At 38.2% G+C, this 18087-nt stretch carries 17 protein-coding genes; all 17 read right to left on the bottom strand.

The window, feature by feature from the left end; genetic code table 11:
- Positions 1–673: 673 nt before the first annotated feature.
- The 17 genes from C7B89_RS15600 to tilS all read right to left on the bottom strand — a co-directional run bounded on the left by C7B89_RS15600 (position 674) and on the right by tilS (position 18067).
- Complete coding sequence (locus tag C7B89_RS15600; RefSeq protein ID WP_048395308.1) at positions 674–955, bottom strand: hypothetical protein; 282 nt, start codon at positions 953–955, stop codon at positions 674–676.
- 212 nt (positions 956–1167) lie between these two features.
- Positions 1168–2670, bottom strand: a complete 1503-nt coding sequence (lysS, locus tag C7B89_RS15595) for a lysine--tRNA ligase (protein WP_175400778.1) — start codon at positions 2668–2670, stop codon at positions 1168–1170.
- A gap of 179 nt (positions 2671–2849) precedes the next feature.
- On the bottom strand, positions 2850–3890 hold the full coding sequence (gene dusB, locus C7B89_RS15590) for a tRNA dihydrouridine synthase DusB (RefSeq protein ID WP_112116972.1): 1041 nt from the start codon (positions 3888–3890) through the stop codon (positions 2850–2852).
- Between the two features lie 87 nt (positions 3891–3977).
- Positions 3978–4490, bottom strand: a complete 513-nt coding sequence (gene folK / locus C7B89_RS15585) for a 2-amino-4-hydroxy-6-hydroxymethyldihydropteridine diphosphokinase (RefSeq protein WP_054548584.1) — start codon at positions 4488–4490, stop codon at positions 3978–3980.
- Positions 4490–4855 carry a dihydroneopterin aldolase gene (folB, locus tag C7B89_RS15580; RefSeq protein ID WP_004229125.1) on the bottom strand — a complete coding sequence of 122 codons (366 nt, stop codon included), beginning with the start codon at positions 4853–4855 and terminating at the stop codon, positions 4490–4492. Before folB ends, folK begins: the two co-directional genes overlap by 1 nt.
- Complete coding sequence (gene folP / locus C7B89_RS15575) at positions 4855–5709, bottom strand: dihydropteroate synthase (protein ID WP_004229126.1); 855 nt, start codon at positions 5707–5709, stop codon at positions 4855–4857. Before folP ends, folB begins: the two co-directional genes overlap by 1 nt.
- A gap of 13 nt (positions 5710–5722) precedes the next feature.
- Positions 5723–6562: an aminodeoxychorismate lyase gene (gene pabC, locus C7B89_RS15570; RefSeq protein ID WP_054548587.1), complete on the bottom strand. Its 840-nt coding sequence runs from the start codon at positions 6560–6562 to the stop codon at positions 5723–5725.
- Positions 6563–7144, bottom strand: coding sequence for an aminodeoxychorismate/anthranilate synthase component II (gene pabA / locus C7B89_RS15565; protein WP_048395320.1), 582 nt, complete (start codon positions 7142–7144; stop codon positions 6563–6565).
- Positions 7141–8550, bottom strand: coding sequence for an aminodeoxychorismate synthase, component I (pabB, locus tag C7B89_RS15560; protein ID WP_066038167.1), 1410 nt, complete (start codon positions 8548–8550; stop codon positions 7141–7143). The genes pabA and pabB overlap by 4 nt, the downstream gene beginning before the upstream one ends.
- A gap of 149 nt (positions 8551–8699) precedes the next feature.
- Positions 8700–9629, bottom strand: a complete 930-nt coding sequence (gene cysK, locus C7B89_RS15555) for a cysteine synthase A (RefSeq protein ID WP_004229133.1) — start codon at positions 9627–9629, stop codon at positions 8700–8702.
- 248 nt (positions 9630–9877) lie between these two features.
- The gene (locus C7B89_RS15550) at positions 9878–10849 is read right to left on the bottom strand and encodes a peptidyl-prolyl cis-trans isomerase (RefSeq protein ID WP_048395323.1); all 972 of its coding nucleotides are present in this window, start codon (positions 10847–10849) and stop codon (positions 9878–9880) included.
- On the bottom strand, positions 10833–11714 hold the full coding sequence (hslO, locus tag C7B89_RS15545; protein WP_009373570.1) for an Hsp33 family molecular chaperone HslO: 882 nt from the start codon (positions 11712–11714) through the stop codon (positions 10833–10835). The genes C7B89_RS15550 and hslO overlap by 17 nt, the downstream gene beginning before the upstream one ends.
- 21 nt (positions 11715–11735) lie before the next feature.
- Complete coding sequence (locus tag C7B89_RS15540; RefSeq protein WP_054548590.1) at positions 11736–12503, bottom strand: type III pantothenate kinase; 768 nt, start codon at positions 12501–12503, stop codon at positions 11736–11738.
- 251 nt (positions 12504–12754) lie between these two features.
- A complete protein-coding gene (locus tag C7B89_RS15535) occupies positions 12755–13588 on the bottom strand; it encodes an aldo/keto reductase (RefSeq protein WP_115674073.1) in 834 nt (277 codons plus the stop codon).
- Positions 13589–13741: 153 nt separating this feature from the next.
- Positions 13742–15769, bottom strand: coding sequence for an ATP-dependent zinc metalloprotease FtsH (ftsH, locus tag C7B89_RS15530; protein WP_048395325.1), 2028 nt, complete (start codon positions 15767–15769; stop codon positions 13742–13744).
- Between the two features lie 281 nt (positions 15770–16050).
- Positions 16051–16593 (bottom strand): hypoxanthine phosphoribosyltransferase, encoded by a 543-nt coding sequence (hpt, locus tag C7B89_RS15525; RefSeq protein WP_004229145.1) that lies wholly within the window; start codon positions 16591–16593, stop codon positions 16051–16053.
- A 67-nt stretch (positions 16594–16660) separates the two neighbouring features.
- Positions 16661–18067 (bottom strand): tRNA lysidine(34) synthetase TilS, encoded by a 1407-nt coding sequence (gene tilS, locus C7B89_RS15520; protein WP_066038166.1) that lies wholly within the window; start codon positions 18065–18067, stop codon positions 16661–16663.
- Positions 18068–18087 lie beyond the last annotated feature (20 nt).

The following is an 18087-nucleotide window of genomic DNA, read 5'->3' as shown; positions in this document are numbered from 1 at the left end:
TTTTGCTGGCATCATGTTTGATGTCCAAAATTGTGTTTCGTTCACTAGCAAAACTAGCTACTTAAAACTTTATTGATTACGTTTTGCTTGTTCAGTTTTCAAGGTTCATTTAGCAATCATCTCTCGACAGCAACTTTTAAATTATAACATTTCTTCACTTCGTTGTCAACACTTTTTTTAAAATGTTTTTTCAAATCAGCGGAGACAACTTTTAAATTATATTATAATCAATTATTCATGTCAACATCTTTTTTTCAAATTGTTTTTGAAGTTCAATGTTGTTGATTGCATCGTCTTAACGACAAGTAATAATTTATCACGTTAGAAAAAACTTCGCAAGTGTTTTTTATACAAAATCTAATTTAATTTAACAAACTTGCTTTAATAAGCAAATTTGTGTATTTACGAGAATCGTAAATCATAGTATCTTTCCTTATTTATTATTTGTTTTACTATACATCTCTTTCTATTAAATCTCAATATCTTAAATTAAAATACTACTTACTTTTCAAGTTAAACATAGCTCATAAAACTTAGTGTAAAATTACTTCCTAAATAAAACTACAAATCTAATTAGTTGTTTAGGTCAAAGAAGGTTTTTAAAAATTGCATTATGAAAATAAGCAGGCGCTAAAGTAGAAGTACTTTAGCGCCTGCTTATTTCTAATAGTCCCTATTTTATTTCATTACCTTGAGGGTCAACTATATTTAAGCACCACAAGAAGTTATCCCATGCAGAATACCAGCCACTAAAGATTTCAGAAGAATCGTCCCAACGAACATCAAATTTCTTATGGCCATCTATTTCTACTAAATATAAAGTAAGATTCTCGTCTTTTTTAGCAACGACTAATTTCATACCATGCTCGAGCTCTTCCTCCGTAAATGGAACATCAGAAACAGAACGTAATTGTGCCTGTTCAAATACTTGTTTGTTAATAATTTTGTAATTCATTATAAGCCCCCAATAAAATACTTCTTTTTATACTTATTGTATTTGATTTGAAAAACATAGAACTATAAAAGTATAACCTAAATATAATCTACGTTTAAACAACTTAATTTTTTTCATTGAGCAAAAAGAAAGAGAACTCACCTATCCTGTGAATTCTCCTCTTAATTCATTGAATGCTCTTTAGCAGCTCTATAAAGAGCCTACGCAGTAATTTATTTTGTAATATGACGCATTGTTGGGAACAATAATACATCACGAATTGATGGTGAATTTGTTAGTAGCATAATTAAACGGTCAATACCTATACCTAAACCACCTGTTGGAGGCATACCGTATTCTAATGCTTCAATGAAATCATTGTCCATTTCATGTGCCTCATCATTACCTGCTTCTTTTTCTGCTAATTGTGCTTCAAAGCGTTGGCGTTGGTCGATAGGGTCATTTAACTCTGTGAAGGCATTGGCGTGCTCACGACGAACGATAAATAACTCAAAGCGATCTGTAAAACGCTCGTCCTCTGGATTTTTCTTCGCAAGAGGTGAGATTTCTACAGGGTGACCATATACAAATGTAGGCTGTACAAGCGTCTCTTCTACTTTCTGTTCGAAGAATTCATTGATAATATGACCTACTTCGTGAACATCCTTCACTTCAACTCCATGCTCTTTAGCAAGTGCTTGTGCTTGTTCTTTTGTCATCGGCTGCCAGAAGTCTACACCTGTTGCCTCTTTTACAGCGTCAACCATATGAACTCGTTTCCAGCCTACAGCAAGGTTGATTTCATCTTCACCATATTGAACAGAAGTTGTACCGAGAACTTCTTGAGCAACATGTGCAATAAGGTTTTCAGTTAGAGACATGATATCTTGATAATCAGCATATGCTTCATATAGTTCAATCATTGTAAATTCAGGGTTGTGGCGTGTAGAAATCCCTTCATTACGGAACACACGTCCGATCTCGTAAACTTTCTCTAAACCACCAACTATTAAACGTTTTAAATGCAATTCGATGGCAATTCGCATATATAATTCCATATCAAGGGCATTGTGATGCGTAATAAATGGACGAGCTGCTGCGCCACCTGCAATTGTGTGAAGCATTGGTGTTTCTACTTCTAAGTATCCAGCATTATCTAAATAATTTCGGATTGCACGAATAATTTTCGAACGCGTGATAAATGTCTTTTTGCTATCTTCGTTTGTCATTAAATCTAGATAACGTTGACGATAACGTTGCTCAACATCCTGTAAGCCGTGGAATTTCTCTGGCATAGGACGTAGCGCTTTTGTAAGGAATGTGAATTCCTCAGCCTTTACAGAAAGTTCTCCCACTTGTGTACGGAACACGTTACCACGCACACCCACGATATCTCCTAAATCAGCTTGTTTAAATAATTCATACGCTTCTTCGCCTACATGATCTTGACGAACATAAATTTGAATTTGACCATTTAAATCTTGAATATGTGCAAAGCCAGCTTTTCCTTTACCACGTTTCGTCATAATACGGCCCGCAATAATTACCTCTTGAAGGTTTTCCTCAAGCTGTTCTTTTGTTTGATCTGCAAATTGATCACGTACTTCTGTTGATAAATGTGTACGCTCAAAACGGCTTCCAAATGGGTCTTGTCCATTTTCTAGTATCGTTGTCATCTTTTGGCGTCTCACCAATAGTTGATCATTTAATTCTTCTATATTTGACACTTGTTTCACTCCTTAAGTAAATTGTCCGCGTTTACGTCCATAATATTTCTATTGTACACAATTTTAGTGCTGTAATCATCTGTTTCAATTTATTTTCAATCCAACATAAAATAATTAATAATTCTAAAAATTAAAAGTGCTGCTGAAAAGGCGCCTCTATCAAATTATAGAGACGCCCATAATAAAAACTATATCATTAATTCTTTAACTTCTGGAACAATTAATTTAGATTCGCTTTCTTCATACTCCTGTACAAGACTATTTAATAGTACCCGAAGTTCTGCCGCAGTTTCTGTTTGGTTAATAGCGTTGCGGGCCTTACCATTACCTCGAATTCCTTTTAAATACCATGATGCATGCTTGCGCATTTCCCGTACTGCAATTCCTTCCCCTTTTAATTGAAGAAGTCGTTCAAAGTGCAGTAAACATACGTCCATTTTTTCTCGTACACTTGGCTCTTCTTTTAATTCACCAGTTGCTAGGTATTCAACCGTACGATAGATCATCCATGGATTACCTAAAGCAGCACGTCCAATCATTACTGCATCTACACCTGTAGTTTCCAGCATACGTTTAGCATCTTGGGGTGTTTCCACGTCACCGTTACCAAGCACAGGGATGCTGACATTTTCCTTTACTTGACGAATATAATCCCAGTTCGCTTTACCCTCATACATTTGTACACGTGTACGACCATGAACTGCTACTGCAGCTGCACCTGCACGCTCAACAGCTTGAGCGTTTTCAATCGCAAAGATATGTTCTTCATCCCAACCAATACGCATTTTTACGCTAACCGGCTTTTTAACAGCATCCACAACAGCCGCTACCATCTCATATACTTTATTAGGATCAAGTAGTAAACGTGCTCCCGCTTCACATTTTATAATTTTATTAACAGGACATCCCATGTTGATATCAATAATATCAGCAGTCGTATTTTCATCCACATATTTTGCTGCTTCCACTAAGGTTTCTTTATCTCCACCAAAGATTTGCAGTGAAAGAGGATTTTCACGTTCATCGATATAAAGCATACCTAATGTTTTTTCATTCTTTTGGACAATGCCCTTATCACTAATCATTTCAGCATATACGAGACCTGCCCCAAACTCCTTAACCGTTAATCGGAAAGCAGAGTTACAAATCCCAGCCATTGGCGCTAATACTACTCGGTTGTCCATGACAATATCGCCAATTTGAAATGGCTTCTCTGTTGACTGACTCAACGTTTTTCTTCCTCCTCTATAGGCTTTACCTATTTTCTCTATCTATCGTTAATGCTATACGCTGATAATTCATTCCTATACAAATACTTAATTCACCGCTGACGGCTCATTAAAGTGGTTCCAGAAGATTACGCCTTCCTTTTCACAATCCATTTGCTGTAACAGATCATGCGCTTGTTGTAGCTGTTCATCGAAAGGTGATGGCGTGATCTCTACAAGTGGTACTAGGACGAACGCTCGCTCGTACATTCTTGGATGAGGAACAATTAAGTTCTCCGTTTCAATATTCTCTTGATTGTAAAGTAAAATGTCAAGATCAATAACTCTTGGGCCCCAGCGGAATTCTCTTACACGCCCTAATTCCCGTTCGATTTCTTGGCAAATATTCAACATCTCAACAGACGATATAGCTGTTTTTAGATGAACAGCTATATTCAAAAAATCGGCCTGATCCGTATAACCTACAGCAGCTGTTTCAAAAACAGATGAAACACGAATCAACTCTAGTTCCTTCTTTTCTTTTAAAAGGTCTACTGCATGCTGAAGATTCTCATATCTCTCCCCCATATTTGTTCCGATAGATAAATAGACATCCTTCATTAGAAATCCCCCCTCGTAACCTCAACAGAGACTTCTTTATAATAACCATGAATAGGTGGGTCTGGTTTAATAAGCTCTACACGAACTCCTTTTACTTTATCAGGATAGGTTGCTAAAATCACATTAGCTATTTTCACAACAAGAGCCTCAATAAGCTTAAACGGTTCACCCTCTACAATATCCCGACATAACGCATATACCTCTGCATAATTTACGGTATAAGAAAGATCATCCGTTTCACCGGCTTTTGTCATGTCTACTGCAAGCGAAACATTTGCTCGAAAGCGTTGGCCTAGAGTGGTTTCAGCTGCTAATACACCATGATAACCATAAAACTGCATGTCCTTTAAATGAATATAATCCATCACGCTTCCTCCTTAAACAAACGTTTACCCACTAATACATCCGTCATATACGTTGCCCGCGCCATTTCCTTTACATCATGAACTCTTATCATATGACAACCCTTTTCAATTCCATAAACCACTGTGGCGCTTGTCCCTTCAAGACGCTCCTCAACAGGTAAGTTTAAGACATTACCAATCATTGATTTACGTGATGTTGCTAATAATACGGGATAGCCCATAGCCACTAAATCCGATAAGTGTTGCATCATAGCTATATTTTGTGCAGTATTTTTAGCAAAGCCGATACCTGGGTCTAAGATGATATGATGATCGGGAACTCCCGCTTGCTGTGCAATGGCAATACTTTTTTCTAAATCTGCCTTTGCAGTCGTCCAAAAATCAACACCATAATCCATATTTTCACGGTTATGCATTAAAATGATTGGAACATGTAAGTCTGCAGCAACCTGAGCAATTTCTGGTTCTGCCTTTGCTCCCCAAATATCATTGATGATATGTGCGCCGGCTTCAATTGCGGCACGCGCCACACTTGCTTTATACGTATCAACTGAAATAATGACCTTTACTTCTTGTGCTAACGCTCGAATAACAGGCACGATGCGTGCAATTTCATCTTCATCTGAAATTCGTTCGTACCCAGGACGTGTAGATTCTCCACCTACATCGATAATTTTTGCTCCTTCAGCCACCATTTTTTTTGCTTGAGTAACTGCAGCCTCCACATTGTTATACTTTCCTCCATCAGAGAAGGAGTCCGGTGTAACATTTAGAATCCCCATAACAAATGTTTCTTGTCTATAGTCTAATGTAATACCATTAATCGTTAATGGTTTCGTATATTTTTCTAGCATGTAAACGCTCCTTCTATCCTCGTTCCACTTCTTGAACAAATGCGCTATGCAAAATGGAATAAATAGGTCCTTTATTGCCTAAAAATCGCTGGTTCGCCAAGCTACTAATAGGCACAAGTTCTTGTACTGAATTGGTAATGAAGCATTCCGTACTTTGTAGTAAATCCTCTTTTGTATAAAAGCCTTCCTGTACGTCAAGGTTTAGCGCACTAGCCTTTTCTATAACCCATGCACGAATAATTCCTGGTAAAATACCTGTCTCCAAAGAAGGCGTATATAGTATATCATTTTTTATCCAAAATATATTTGATGTCACACCTTCAGCTACATAGCCTGATTCTGTTAAAAAGAAACCTTCTTGTTGAGCCAGTGATGGCATTTCAAAGCGACCAAGCACGTTATTGCCGTAATGGTGCGATTTAACACGAAATGCTTGTTCAGGTGTATTACGTGGTATGGTAAGCCATTGTGCAAACTTTTCAGTACCACGCGGCGTGTCTTGAAGTTCCTTGCGAAAAATGATGATATTAGGTTGTCTATATTCTGTTGGCTGTAATCCAATATTATGTTCACCCGCAGATACATTTAAACGGAAGTAACCATCCTGACCGCCAGCAAGTTGATTTAGTTGTTGCACAGCCTCAAGTAATACACTTTCAGGATAGTTTAAATGAATGTGATATTGTGATAAAGCATGCTGTAATCTTTCCATATGTGCTTCCCAGTAAAATACCTGACCACCATATGTTCGGAACGTTTCAAAAAATCCTAATCCATATAAAAATCCATGATCAAATGGCGAAATTCTCAGATCCTGGGCCGCCATATAGTTTCCGTTCATCCAGCACTGCATCTATTTCACTCCTTCTATATACATTTCTATAAATTGGCGAAGAAGTTGTTTCCCTTGCTCTGTCATAATGGATTCCGGATGATATTGTACACCCTCAATAGGATATTCCTTATGACGTAAACCCATAATTTCTCCTTCTTCTGTCCAAGCTGTTACTTCTAGACACGCTGGTAATGTCTCCTTTTCTACAATAAGAGAATGATAGCGAGTTGCTTGGAATGGATTTGGCATGCCTTTATGCAAACCCACTTCAGCATGCAGCACGGGTGATGTCTTCCCATGCATTAAACGTTCCGCTTGTATGACATGACCACCAAACACTTGTGCAAGCGCCTGATGTCCAAGACAAACTCCTAAAATCGGAATATTTCCCGCGAAATATTTAATAATGTTCAGGCTTTCCCCCGCCTCATTTGGACTACATGGCCCTGGAGAAATAACAATCATATCTGGCGAAAGTTGTTCTATTTCTTCTACTGTAATAACATCATTACGTTTTACTACTATGTCATGACCAAATTCACCCAAATATTGGACGATGTTATAAATAAATGAATCATAGTTATCGATCATCAAAATCATATTACTCGCTCCTCTGCCATTGCCTTTGCCTGCCACATTGCTTTCGCTTTATTTAAAGATTCCTGATACTCTCTTTCCGGAACAGAGTCAATGACAATGCCTGCTCCAGCTTGAATATGCGCAACCCCATCTTTTACAAATGCTGTACGGATTACAATATTAAACTCCATATCACCTGTAAAGCCTAGCCAGCCGATTGAGCCTGTATATAAACCACGTCGTACAGGCTCCAATTCTTCAATAATTTCCATAGTGCGGATTTTAGGCGCTCCTGTAATTGTCCCACCTGGGAACATCGCACGAATAACATCTGCATTCGTTTTACCTTCTGCTATTTCTCCACGCACATTCGAAACGATATGCATAACATGGGAATAGCGCTCAATGACCATAAACTCATCCACTTCCACTGTTCCATAGGTGGATACACGTCCTAAATCATTGCGCTCTAAATCCACTAACATCACATGCTCAGCACGCTCTTTATCATTATCAATTAATTCTTGAGCCAACGCTAAATCTTCCTCTTCAGACTTCCCTCTTGGTCGAGTGCCAGCGATTGGTCTCGTCGACAACTCATTGCCTTGACGCTTGACTAGTAACTCTGGCGATCCAGAAACAACAGAAAAATCAGGTGCTTCAATATAAGCCATATATGGCGACGGATTAAACGCTCGTAGTGCCTCATAGACATCTAGTGCATTTGCATTGAGTTTCTTAGACTGACGAACAGATAAATTCACCTGAAAGACATCGCCTTGTGCGATATACGTTTGGATTTTTTTAACTGCTGCCTCGAAATCGCCTCCTGCAAATGAAACAAGCAACTCATTTTCATCATTCTTAACTTCTATAGCAGTTGTTTTCTCAAATTTGCGCGCGTCTAATCCAGCCTGTGCAGCAACCTGCCAGATGTTAGCCCATTCTTCCAAGTTAACCTCATTCTCTTCTAACTTCATAAGTGTCACTGTATTCGTTTTCACATCATGTACGGCCCAGCAATCAAAGATATAATAATAGATATCAGGCACTTGTAAATCATCTGTTGCCGTATTAGGAAGCTCCTCGATTTTACGAGCATAATCATACGACACAAATCCAATAGCCCCTCCCTGAAAAACAGGTAGCTCTGCATTATAAGAAACCTGATATTCCGCCACAAGCTCTTCCAGTAAGTCGAGGGACTCCCCTTGTAAAACTTCCTGTCTGCCATTTCTCCAATTTACGAAAAGCCCACCCTCTACTGATCGTGCGGTAGCTAATGGATTCCACGCAGCTATTGAAAAATGTCCACCACGTCCACTTTCTAAAAACACATGTGCTTGCTGCGTCTCTGTCTGCCTTTTATAGCTATAAAAAAATGAATCTGCATCCATCGTTAATGTTTTTGTAAGTATTGTTTTCAAGTTATTTTTCCCCTTTAAACATATGATGTGATTCCATCTTAACTTGATTATTACATAGAAGCGAATGTTTTTATAATTTTCATAGTGCCCTAGTTTTCACACTAAAAAAGGGCCCCTTTATAAAGGAGCCCTTACATAAAAAAATTGAATTAGTCTTCAAATTGATATAAAGGTGTTGATAGATAACGCTCACCATTAGAAGGCACAATAGCAAGGACATTCGAACCCTTACCTAAACGTTTTGCCGCTTCAATTGCAGCATAGATTGCAGCACCAGATGAAATACCACATAGGATTCCTTCTTCACGTGCTACTTTACGTGCTACTTCAAAAGCAACCTCATTCTCAACAGGGAATACTGAAGAATAGACTTCTGTATCTAAAACTGCTGGTACAAATCCAGCGCCAATTCCTTGAATTTTATGAGGCCCTGGTTGACCACCAGAAAGAACTGGTGAATCCTTTGGTTCAACTGCAATGATTTCAATGTTTGGATACTTTTCTTTTAAGACCGCACCAGCACCAGTAATTGTACCACCAGTGCCGACACCAGCTACAAAAGCATCGAGTGTCAGGCCATCAAATGCTTCTACAATTTCTGGGCCTGTTGTTAAACGGTGAATTACCGCGTTCGCAGGATTTGTAAATTGTTGTGGTAGGAAGTAGCCATGTTCTTCAGATAGTTCTTCTGCTTTAGCAATTGCACCTTTCATACCTGCTGGACCAGGTGTTAATACAAGCTCTGCACCATAAGCACGTAATAAATTACGACGCTCTAAGCTCATAGTTTCTGGCATAACTAAAATGGCTTTATAACCTTTAGCAGCTGCAATCATTGCAAGACCAATACCTGTATTACCAGATGTCGGCTCAATAATCGTACCACCAGGTTTTAATGTCCCGTCTTTTTCCGCAGCTTCAATCATAGCTAAAGCTAGACGGTCTTTCACCGAGCTTCCCGGATTAAAATATTCTAATTTTACATACACAGTACCTTCATTTTCACTTGTTGCATGATTTAATTTTACAATTGGTGTTTTACCAACTAATTCAGCTACCGAGTTTGCTAATCTACTCATTTACTAATCCACTCCCAATCCCTACTATTTTTATAGGTTTTACTTATTTTGTATTTTATCAATTTTTCCATTCGATTGTCAATAAATAAAACTAATATTTTCAGAATATTTATCATTGCTATGAAAAGGAAAAATCTTATCCTCACTAAAGAAAAAGAACCTGCATTTATTGGGTAATTCACTACGAATGCCTGTAAGTTTGATCAGACTCATTTTACCCCGCAAAACCTGCAGACTCTTTTCATGTATTATTTTTCTTTTTTAGTCTCTCCATAATACCAAGTAGCATTAAATTCCGACCAAAATGCTTCCGGCGTAACAGATTGCGGTAATTGCTCTAAAGCTAATTCTCGCTCAATATGTTCTTTCACATCGTCATATGTAAAGGATTGTCCTTCTAATATCTCTTGTACTTGAACAATGCCATAATGACCATTATCTAACTTAAAGGCTTTACTTACCTCATCTGCCTTTAGTGATTTTACAGTATTAATAATTGCAGGGTCTACATTTTCCTGATTTTCTGTAAGGAAACCAATATCCCCTCCTAAACTCGCTGAAGCACTATCAACAGAAATTTCTCGTGCCAGCACTGTAAAATCAGAGCCATTTTTTAATTCACCCAGTGCCTCATCAGCAGCTTTTTTTGAATCGACCTCAATAAAATTCGTACGATAGCTTGTTTTTGTATTATATAAGCCTTGATTTTCCTCATAATACTTTTCAACGTTTTCTTCCTCTATCACTACATCTTTCGTGAGTACCTTATCCAATATAAGCTGTGATCGAATCTTTTGGCGTAGTTGCTCTGCCGAAAGATTTTGCATGGCTGTATCATACTTATCTTGAGCAGATCGCATTAACGCTAATTCCAGATCAATTTCTTTATCAGTAACTTTAATTTTATATGTTTTTGCGGCCTTTTCCATTACCGTTTCATTTACTAAATTTTGGAGTGTTTCTTTACCATATCGTTCTTCCATAGCAATCATCCACTCTTGGCGTGTGATAACATCCCCGTCAATGGCAGCGACTTGTTCGTCGCTACCAATTTCCTGACCTTTGTTCGGGATCAACCAACTAATGAACCATAATACATTTCCTAATAACAAAACTGCTATGACAGCTAAAGCAGGCTTTGTCTTTAAACGACGTTGCAATAAAGGAGTTTGGTTTGGTGTTACATTGGTTGAAGGTCGCCGATTACGCGTTGAGCTCATCGATAAACCCTTCTAGCTCATCTTTAGAAAAGCTATATGTCTCTAAGCAGAAGTGACATTGTGCCTCTGCACCGCCGTCCTCATCAATCATTTCTCTAATCTCTGCAGTTCCTAGACCTAAAATTGCCGCACCAAACCGCTCTTTTGAACATTGACATTTAAATTCAACTGGCATGGAATCTAAAATTTGTAGATGTCCATTTCCTAATACAGCTTCTAAAATTTGCTCTGGTGTAAAGCCTTTTTCAATCATTTTGGAAACAGGCTCTATTGTAGCAAGGTGTTGCTCAATTTCAGTTATCGTTTCTTCCTCACAACCTGGCATTAATTGAAGTATAAATCCGCCAGCTGCAAGAATAGTGTTGTCTGGATTAACTAATACGCCTAAACCTACAGATGATGGTACTTGCTCAGATGTAGCAAAATAATAAGTAAAATCTTCAGCAATTTCGCCTGAAACAATTGGTGTTTGTCCTGAAAACATATCTCTTAAACCAAGGTCTTTAACAATTGTAAGAGCACCTTCTGTTCCAACACCTGCTCGAACATCTAGCTTACCTTGCTCGTTTAAATCAAAGTGTACATGGGGGTTTGTCACAAATCCACGCACTTCTCCATGTGCATTACTATCAATTACCATTGGGCCAATTGGACCGTTGCCCTCAATTTTAATAGTAATTTTCTCTTCACCTTTTAGCATGGCTCCCATCATAACTGCCGCTGTCATTGAACGACCTAAAGCTGCTGATACAACTGGCCATGTATCGTGACGGCGTTGCACTTCTCCTACTGTGGCTGTTGTACGTGCTGCAAACACACGAACTTGTCCATTAAATCCTAAACCTCTTACTAAATAATCACTCATAAATGGAATGTCCCTCATTTCCTATTGGTTACGTTTATAGAGCTTATATAAACCCTTTAACGTTAAAAATGGATCTACAACATCTATAATTTGTGTCTCCCCTGCAATTAGATTTGCTAATCCACCTGTAGCAATAACTAATGGCTCCTCTTTACTTTGTGCTTTTATACGATTAACAATGCCCTCAACTTGCCCGACAAAGCCATAAAAAATTCCCGACTGCATGGCAGAAACGGTCGTTTTCCCCACGATATGTGTAGGTCGAACGATTTCAATACGCGGCAATCTTGCAGCCTGTGTATAAAGAGCCTCTGTAGAAATAGTGATGCCTGGCGCAATAGCTCCACCCATGTAATCGCCCTTTTCGTTCAAATAACAATAGGTTGTTGCTGTCCCAAAATCAACTATGATACAAGGGGCCTTATATAAATCTAGAGCTGCTATGGCATTCACTATGCGATCAGACCCAACCTCACGAGGATTTTCGTATTTAATATTTAAACCTGTTTTCACACCTGGTCCTACTATCAATGGCTTTTTTCGAAAATACTTCTGGCACATCGCCTCTAGTGAAAACATAATTGGTGGCACAACTGAGGATATAATAATGCCTGTTATTTGTTCAAATGAAATGCCTGCATGATTAAAAAATGAAAGAACTTGCATGGCATATTCATCTTCTGTTTTATGAAGATCCGTCACCATACGCCAATGGAAGGCTAATTGATCGTTGTCATCATAGACACCTAATACAATATTGGAATTCCCTGCATCTAAAACCAAAATCAAGAATGACACCTCCCATGTCGTCATTGTAACTTTCACATTCCCCGTATTACAATATTCTCTCTAACTGGAATGAGGATAAAACACTTTAGAAAATGATACCATACTTTTTATCTTGATTCAGCAGATGTTGTTTGTACTGGAGGGATAGTCTTAAGTACATCACCTTCTACTACAGGTGGAGATAAATACCTATACATGTTATCATCCTTCTTTAAAAAGAGGCCCCTTAAATATGGTAGCCTCTCTTACAATCATTTGAAATTAAATTTTTCTGGATCTGGACCACAACGTAGTCCATCGTTCATTGCATCTAACTGTGTCATTTCTTGCTCAGTTAACGTAAAATCAAAAACAGCTAGGTTTTCAGTCATACGTGCAGGTGTCATCGTTTTTGGAATCGTGACAACATCATGTTGCACATCATAGCGTAATACAATCTGTGCAGGCGTTTTGCCATATTTAGATGCTAGCTCTTGAATCAATGCCTCTTCCAGTAGAGAACCATTCATCAACGGAGACCATGCCTCTACCTGTATGCCCTTATCCTTACAGTAGGCACGTACTTCCTCCTGTATTAAATGCGGATGGAATTCAATTTGATTTATAACAGGGATGACAGTCGTTTCCTTCAAAAGGCTTTCCAAATGGTGTACATGGAAATTACTAACACCAATTGAACGTACTCGACCATCTTGATAAATCTTTTCTAGTGCTTTATAAACTTCAATATAATTTTGGTCTATTCCAGGCCAATGTACTAAATATAAATCTAAATAGTCTAATCCTATTTTTTCTAGACTGCTGTCATATGCCGCAAGTGTTTCTTCATAGGAAAGTCCATCGTTCCAAACTTTTGATGTGATAAATAATTCTTCACGAGTTACCAAGCCTTCTTCAATGGCTGCTCGTATTCCTCGTCCAACACTTTCTTCGTTTCGATATACTTGTGCTGTATCAATACTACGATAGCCTTTTGCTATAGCTGTTTTGACTGCTTCAGCTAGGTCATCTCCTTCGGGTACTCGAAAGACACCATATCCAACCAATGGCATTTTAAGACCATTATTCAATACAACATTTCCCACGCATATACACTCCTATCTTTTTTGGCTAACATCTCTCTAAATGGCAGAGTTGCATGCAGCTTGTCTTTTTTACTACTCTATCCTAATGCTTATTAGTAAGAAAAGGCAAAGAAAAAGACTGCTTACTGAACTAGTAAACAGTCTTCCCTATTTTTAATCACGTTTTTCATCGATACCCTTAGGTGCATCATTCGGTTCTTTACGTTCTTTTGCTAAATCCAAAGTTGTTGGATTTGACTCTTTACTTAGTAGCTCTTTTTCAACAACTGGTTCGCCAATAGTATCTAATGTAGGCTTTGCTTCAATCTTTGGAGTGTTCTCCTCAATTTTTTCTGCAGCCTCTGGTTCCGGTAACACACCGTGATCACGTAAATGCTCAATTTCTTGTGCATTTAATGTTTCTTTTTCCATTAGTGTATTGGCAATTAAATCAAGCAGGTGACGTTTTTCCGTAAGGATACGCTTAGTACGCTCATATTGTGTATCAATTATTTTTTGCATTTCTTTATCAATTTCATAGGCTATTGAATCAGAATAGTTCTGGTCAGAATTAAAGTCGCGGCCAAGGAATACATTACCACCTTGACTTGAACCAAATTGCATAGCTCCAAGATTCTCACTCATTCCGTATTCAGTAACCATAGCACGGGCAATGCTTGTAACCTTTTGGAAATCGTTATGTGCTCCAGTAGAAACTTCACCAAGAACAATTTCTTCAGCTACACGACCACCCAGAAGACCTGCAATACGATCTAAAAGCTCTTGCTTTGTCGTAAAGAAGCGCTCTTCCTTCGGTAACATAATCGCATATCCACCCGCTTGCCCACGAGGAACAATTGTTACTTTGTGTACTGTATCAGCCTCATCTAGCTCAAGACCAACGACTACGTGGCCGGCTTCATGGAAGGATACCAGTTTCTTCTCTTTCGCAGAATATACGCGACTGGCTTTTGCAGGACCAGCGATTACTCGGTCTGATGCTTCATCAATATCTGCCATATTTATAGTGCGCTTACTTTTTCGAGCCGCTACAAGCGCTGCTTCGTTTAGTAGATTTTCTAAATCCGCACCTGAGAAACCTGGCGTACGTTGAGCAACAGCTGCTAAATCAACTGTATCTGCTAAAGGCTTATTACGTGCATGTACTTTAAGAATTGCCTCACGTCCTTTTACATCAGGATGACCTACTGTAATTTGACGGTCAAAACGACCTGGACGTAATAATGCTTTATCTAAAATATCCGGGCGGTTTGTTGCGGCAATGATAATAATCCCTTCATTAGCACCAAAACCATCCATTTCAACTAATAACTGGTTTAATGTTTGTTCACGCTCATCATGGCCTCCACCGAGACCAGCACCACGTTGACGACCTACTGCATCAATCTCATCGATAAAGATGATACATGGAGCATTTTTCTTAGCATTTTCAAATAGATCTCGGACACGAGAAGCACCAACACCGACAAACATTTCTACGAAGTCAGAACCTGAGATAGAGAAGAATGGAACACCTGCTTCACCTGCTACTGCTCGTGCAAGTAATGTTTTACCTGTACCTGGAGGACCTACAAGTAAGATACCCTTTGGAATACGGGCACCAATTTCAGTGAATTTGCGGTGGTCTTTTAAGAATTCTACCACTTCAACAAGTTCTGCTTTCTCTTCATCAGCACCTGCTACATCTGTAAAACGCACTTTTTTCTTTTGATCATCATACAGTTTAGCTTTGCTTTTACCAAAGCTCATCACTTTATTACCGCCACCCTGAGATTGACTCATTAGGAAGAAGAATAAGAAAATGATGATAATGAAAGGAATAATTCCTGTAAAGAATTGAATCCATCCACTTGTTTCTGGTGCTGCTAAAAAACTAATATTACTATTTTTATCCTTAGCAGCCTCATCGATGCGGTCCATTAAAGATTGGTTTTCACGAGGGATGTTTGTAGTAAAACTTTCCCCTTTTTCATACCCCTTCAGTGTTCCTTCAACGACGTAAACTGATTTATCAGGTTGAATTGTAGCACTTGTTATTTCTTTCTTATCTAGAGCTTCTTGAAACTCATGATAAGTTAATTCTTTCGTTGGTGAATTTCCACCATTGAAAGTACCAAAAATACCGATAATCACTAGGAAAATCAGTAGATAGAATATGGTATATCGAAATATTCGATTCATCTCCAGCCTCCTCATTACAAACAGAAAAATTATAAGTAAAATCTTAACATATCATGATTTCATCATACAACGAAAAGCCCTACTTAAAAAATGTTTCGTTCACTTATTGCCGTTATCACAACAGTTTTTAGGCCATCTTTATATGTCCCAGCGTAATTGTACCTGTTCCTCGGGCTCGATATAGCTAAACATTGTGTCAAGATTTTGAATTATGTTAAACATAACTAAAAATACGTGACTTGCGCTGGAGACCTTTACTTTTTATAGCTGGTCTTTTGTTCTTAGAAAGAATATACCTCAGGCTTTAAAATACCAATATAAGGTAAGTTACGATATTTTTCAGCGTAATCTAAGCCATATCCTACAACAAAGCCATCTGGCACTTCGAAACCAACATAGTCAGCAGATAAATTTACTTTTCGACCTGATGGTTTATCAAGTAATGTAACAATTTTAATGGACTTTGCTTTGCGATATTTAAATAAATCTACTAGATAGCTTAAAGTTAAACCACTATCAATAATGTCCTCGATAATTAATACGTCACGTCCCTCAACGCTTGTATTCAAATCCTTTAAAATCTTCACTTCACCAGATGACACAGTAGCATTACCATAGCTAGACACATCCATAAAATCAAGTTCGATGAAAGAATCGAAACGTTTCATTAGGTCTGTCATAAATGGCATTGCCCCTTTAAGTACGCCAACAGCTAATGGAAATGCATCTTTGTATTCCTCTGTTAATTGCGCGCCTAAGTCTGCAATTCTTTCTTGCAATTGTTCTTCTGTAATCATAATTTTTTCGATGTCGTTTTGTAACATATCGATTCCTCCTCGTGATGTATCAAAAAATCTTCACCCTATTTCGGTGAAATATTTTACAAAGACCTTAGTCTACGATGAGCACTGTATCATCGTTTGGTTGCGGAGTGGTTGAAAAAAATATTCCCATACGCACACCAATTACCGCTACCACCTCATCAGATTGAGAAATCAGTAACGGCCAGCTATTTCGCTCATTTAAAGGAATCTTTTCATCTATAAAAAGGCGAGATAAGCGTTTTGGCTGATCCATTCCTTTTAACAGCATTCTATCTCCATCCCTGCGTGCCCGAACATAAAACGGTAGGTGGAGTTTGCTAGCGTTAAAATAAAAAAGTTGTGCAGTATCCGTCAGCAATTCAGACGATAAATCATGCAAATTGACTACGCGTAAGCGCTCACCATTTGTCAGTGTTGTCCAGCCATTAGCAGTCGAAATAACCTGTTTCTCAGGAGAAGCTAGGCCTTCTAACGGCTCCTTTTTCTGAATCGTTAAATTTCCATAACGGCGAACTGCTAGAAAATCTTCAGGTAAGTGAATTTCAGCATACCCTGCTGTTGTATCACAAAGCTTTAAAATTGAAGTCAATAAGGCATAACTTTGTATCGTATTTGAATCTTTGTAAAGATAGTTTAATAGTATTAAAATGAGCCTCCTTTGTAAAGCAAGTGGTACCAATTGAAATGCCTCAATTTCCATGCGATATGTATTTTCATTATTTCTTATGATGATTTGGGAAAATACATCTTGGGCCAATGTCATTAAAAAGGTATCGTCTTCTTGCAATTGCTTTGTGAAATGGGTCACCTGTTCAGTCACTCGCGGATTCTCTGCCTCCAATAAAGGCACCACATGATGTCTAAAACGATTACGTACATAGGTATCTTTAGAATTGCTAGCATCTTCTCGATAATCTAAACCTTTTCTAAGTAAATATTCCCCTATTTCAGACTTTGTAACCGTTAAAAACGGACGAATTAATGATTTTCCTCCAAAAATTCTTTGAGGACGTATGCCCTGCATGCTATTCATTGTTGCATTTTTTGTAAGGGCCATTAATACTGACTCCAGTTGGTCATCCGCATGATGTGCAGTTACAAGCTTATTAGCATTTGTTTTTTGCAGAACTTCTTTGAAAAATTGATACCTTTCCCTACGACATATTAACTGTGTATTACCATTTTCCTGTGCCAATATTGTAGGTATTGGAATTTCCTTGGCATGTAAGTAAACATCATTAGCGTCACAATATTTTTGAACAAAAGCCCTATCCTCAGCAGAAGCTTCTCCTCTCAACATATGATCAACATGTACGGCTTCCACCTGAATGTTCCAATGCTCCTGTGTTTGAATAAAGTAATGAAGTAAAGCCATAGAGTCTATCCCACCCGAAACGGCGATGAGAAGATGGTCGCCTTGCTGTAATAATTGCTCTTCTTCTATAAATGTTTTGACCTTTAATTCAAATGACAAACGCTTCTCCTCCCCTTTTC

Origin of the sequence: Lysinibacillus capsici (assembly GCF_003367505.1) — a bacterium.
GTDB lineage: Bacteria > Bacillota > Bacilli > Bacillales_A > Planococcaceae > Lysinibacillus > Lysinibacillus capsici.
The sequence above is the reverse complement of the archived record's forward strand: the minus strand, read 5'-3'. Positions and strand labels throughout refer to the sequence as shown.

Coding starts and splice junctions, on each gene's coding strand:
- C7B89_RS15600 (WP_048395308.1), bottom strand. CDS start 955: ATGAATTACAAAATTATTAACAAACAAGTATTTGAACAGGCACAATTA.
- folK (WP_054548584.1), bottom strand. CDS start 4,490: ATGAAGGATGTCTATTTATCTATCGGAACAAATATGGGGGAGAGATAT.
- folB (WP_004229125.1), bottom strand. CDS start 4,855: ATGGATTATATTCATTTAAAGGACATGCAGTTTTATGGTTATCATGGT.
- folP (WP_004229126.1), bottom strand. CDS start 5,709: ATGCTAGAAAAATATACGAAACCATTAACGATTAATGGTATTACATTA.
- pabC (WP_054548587.1), bottom strand. CDS start 6,562: ATGCAGTGCTGGATGAACGGAAACTATATGGCGGCCCAGGATCTGAGA.
- pabA (WP_048395320.1), bottom strand. CDS start 7,144: ATGATTTTGATGATCGATAACTATGATTCATTTATTTATAACATCGTC.
- cysK (WP_004229133.1), bottom strand. CDS start 9,629: ATGAGTAGATTAGCAAACTCGGTAGCTGAATTAGTTGGTAAAACACCA.
- C7B89_RS15550 (WP_048395323.1), bottom strand. CDS start 10,849: ATGAGCTCAACGCGTAATCGGCGACCTTCAACCAATGTAACACCAAAC.
- hslO (WP_009373570.1), bottom strand. CDS start 11,714: ATGAGTGATTATTTAGTAAGAGGTTTAGGATTTAATGGACAAGTTCGT.
- ftsH (WP_048395325.1), bottom strand. CDS start 15,769: ATGAATCGAATATTTCGATATACCATATTCTATCTACTGATTTTCCTA.
- hpt (WP_004229145.1), bottom strand. CDS start 16,593: ATGTTACAAAACGACATCGAAAAAATTATGATTACAGAAGAACAATTG.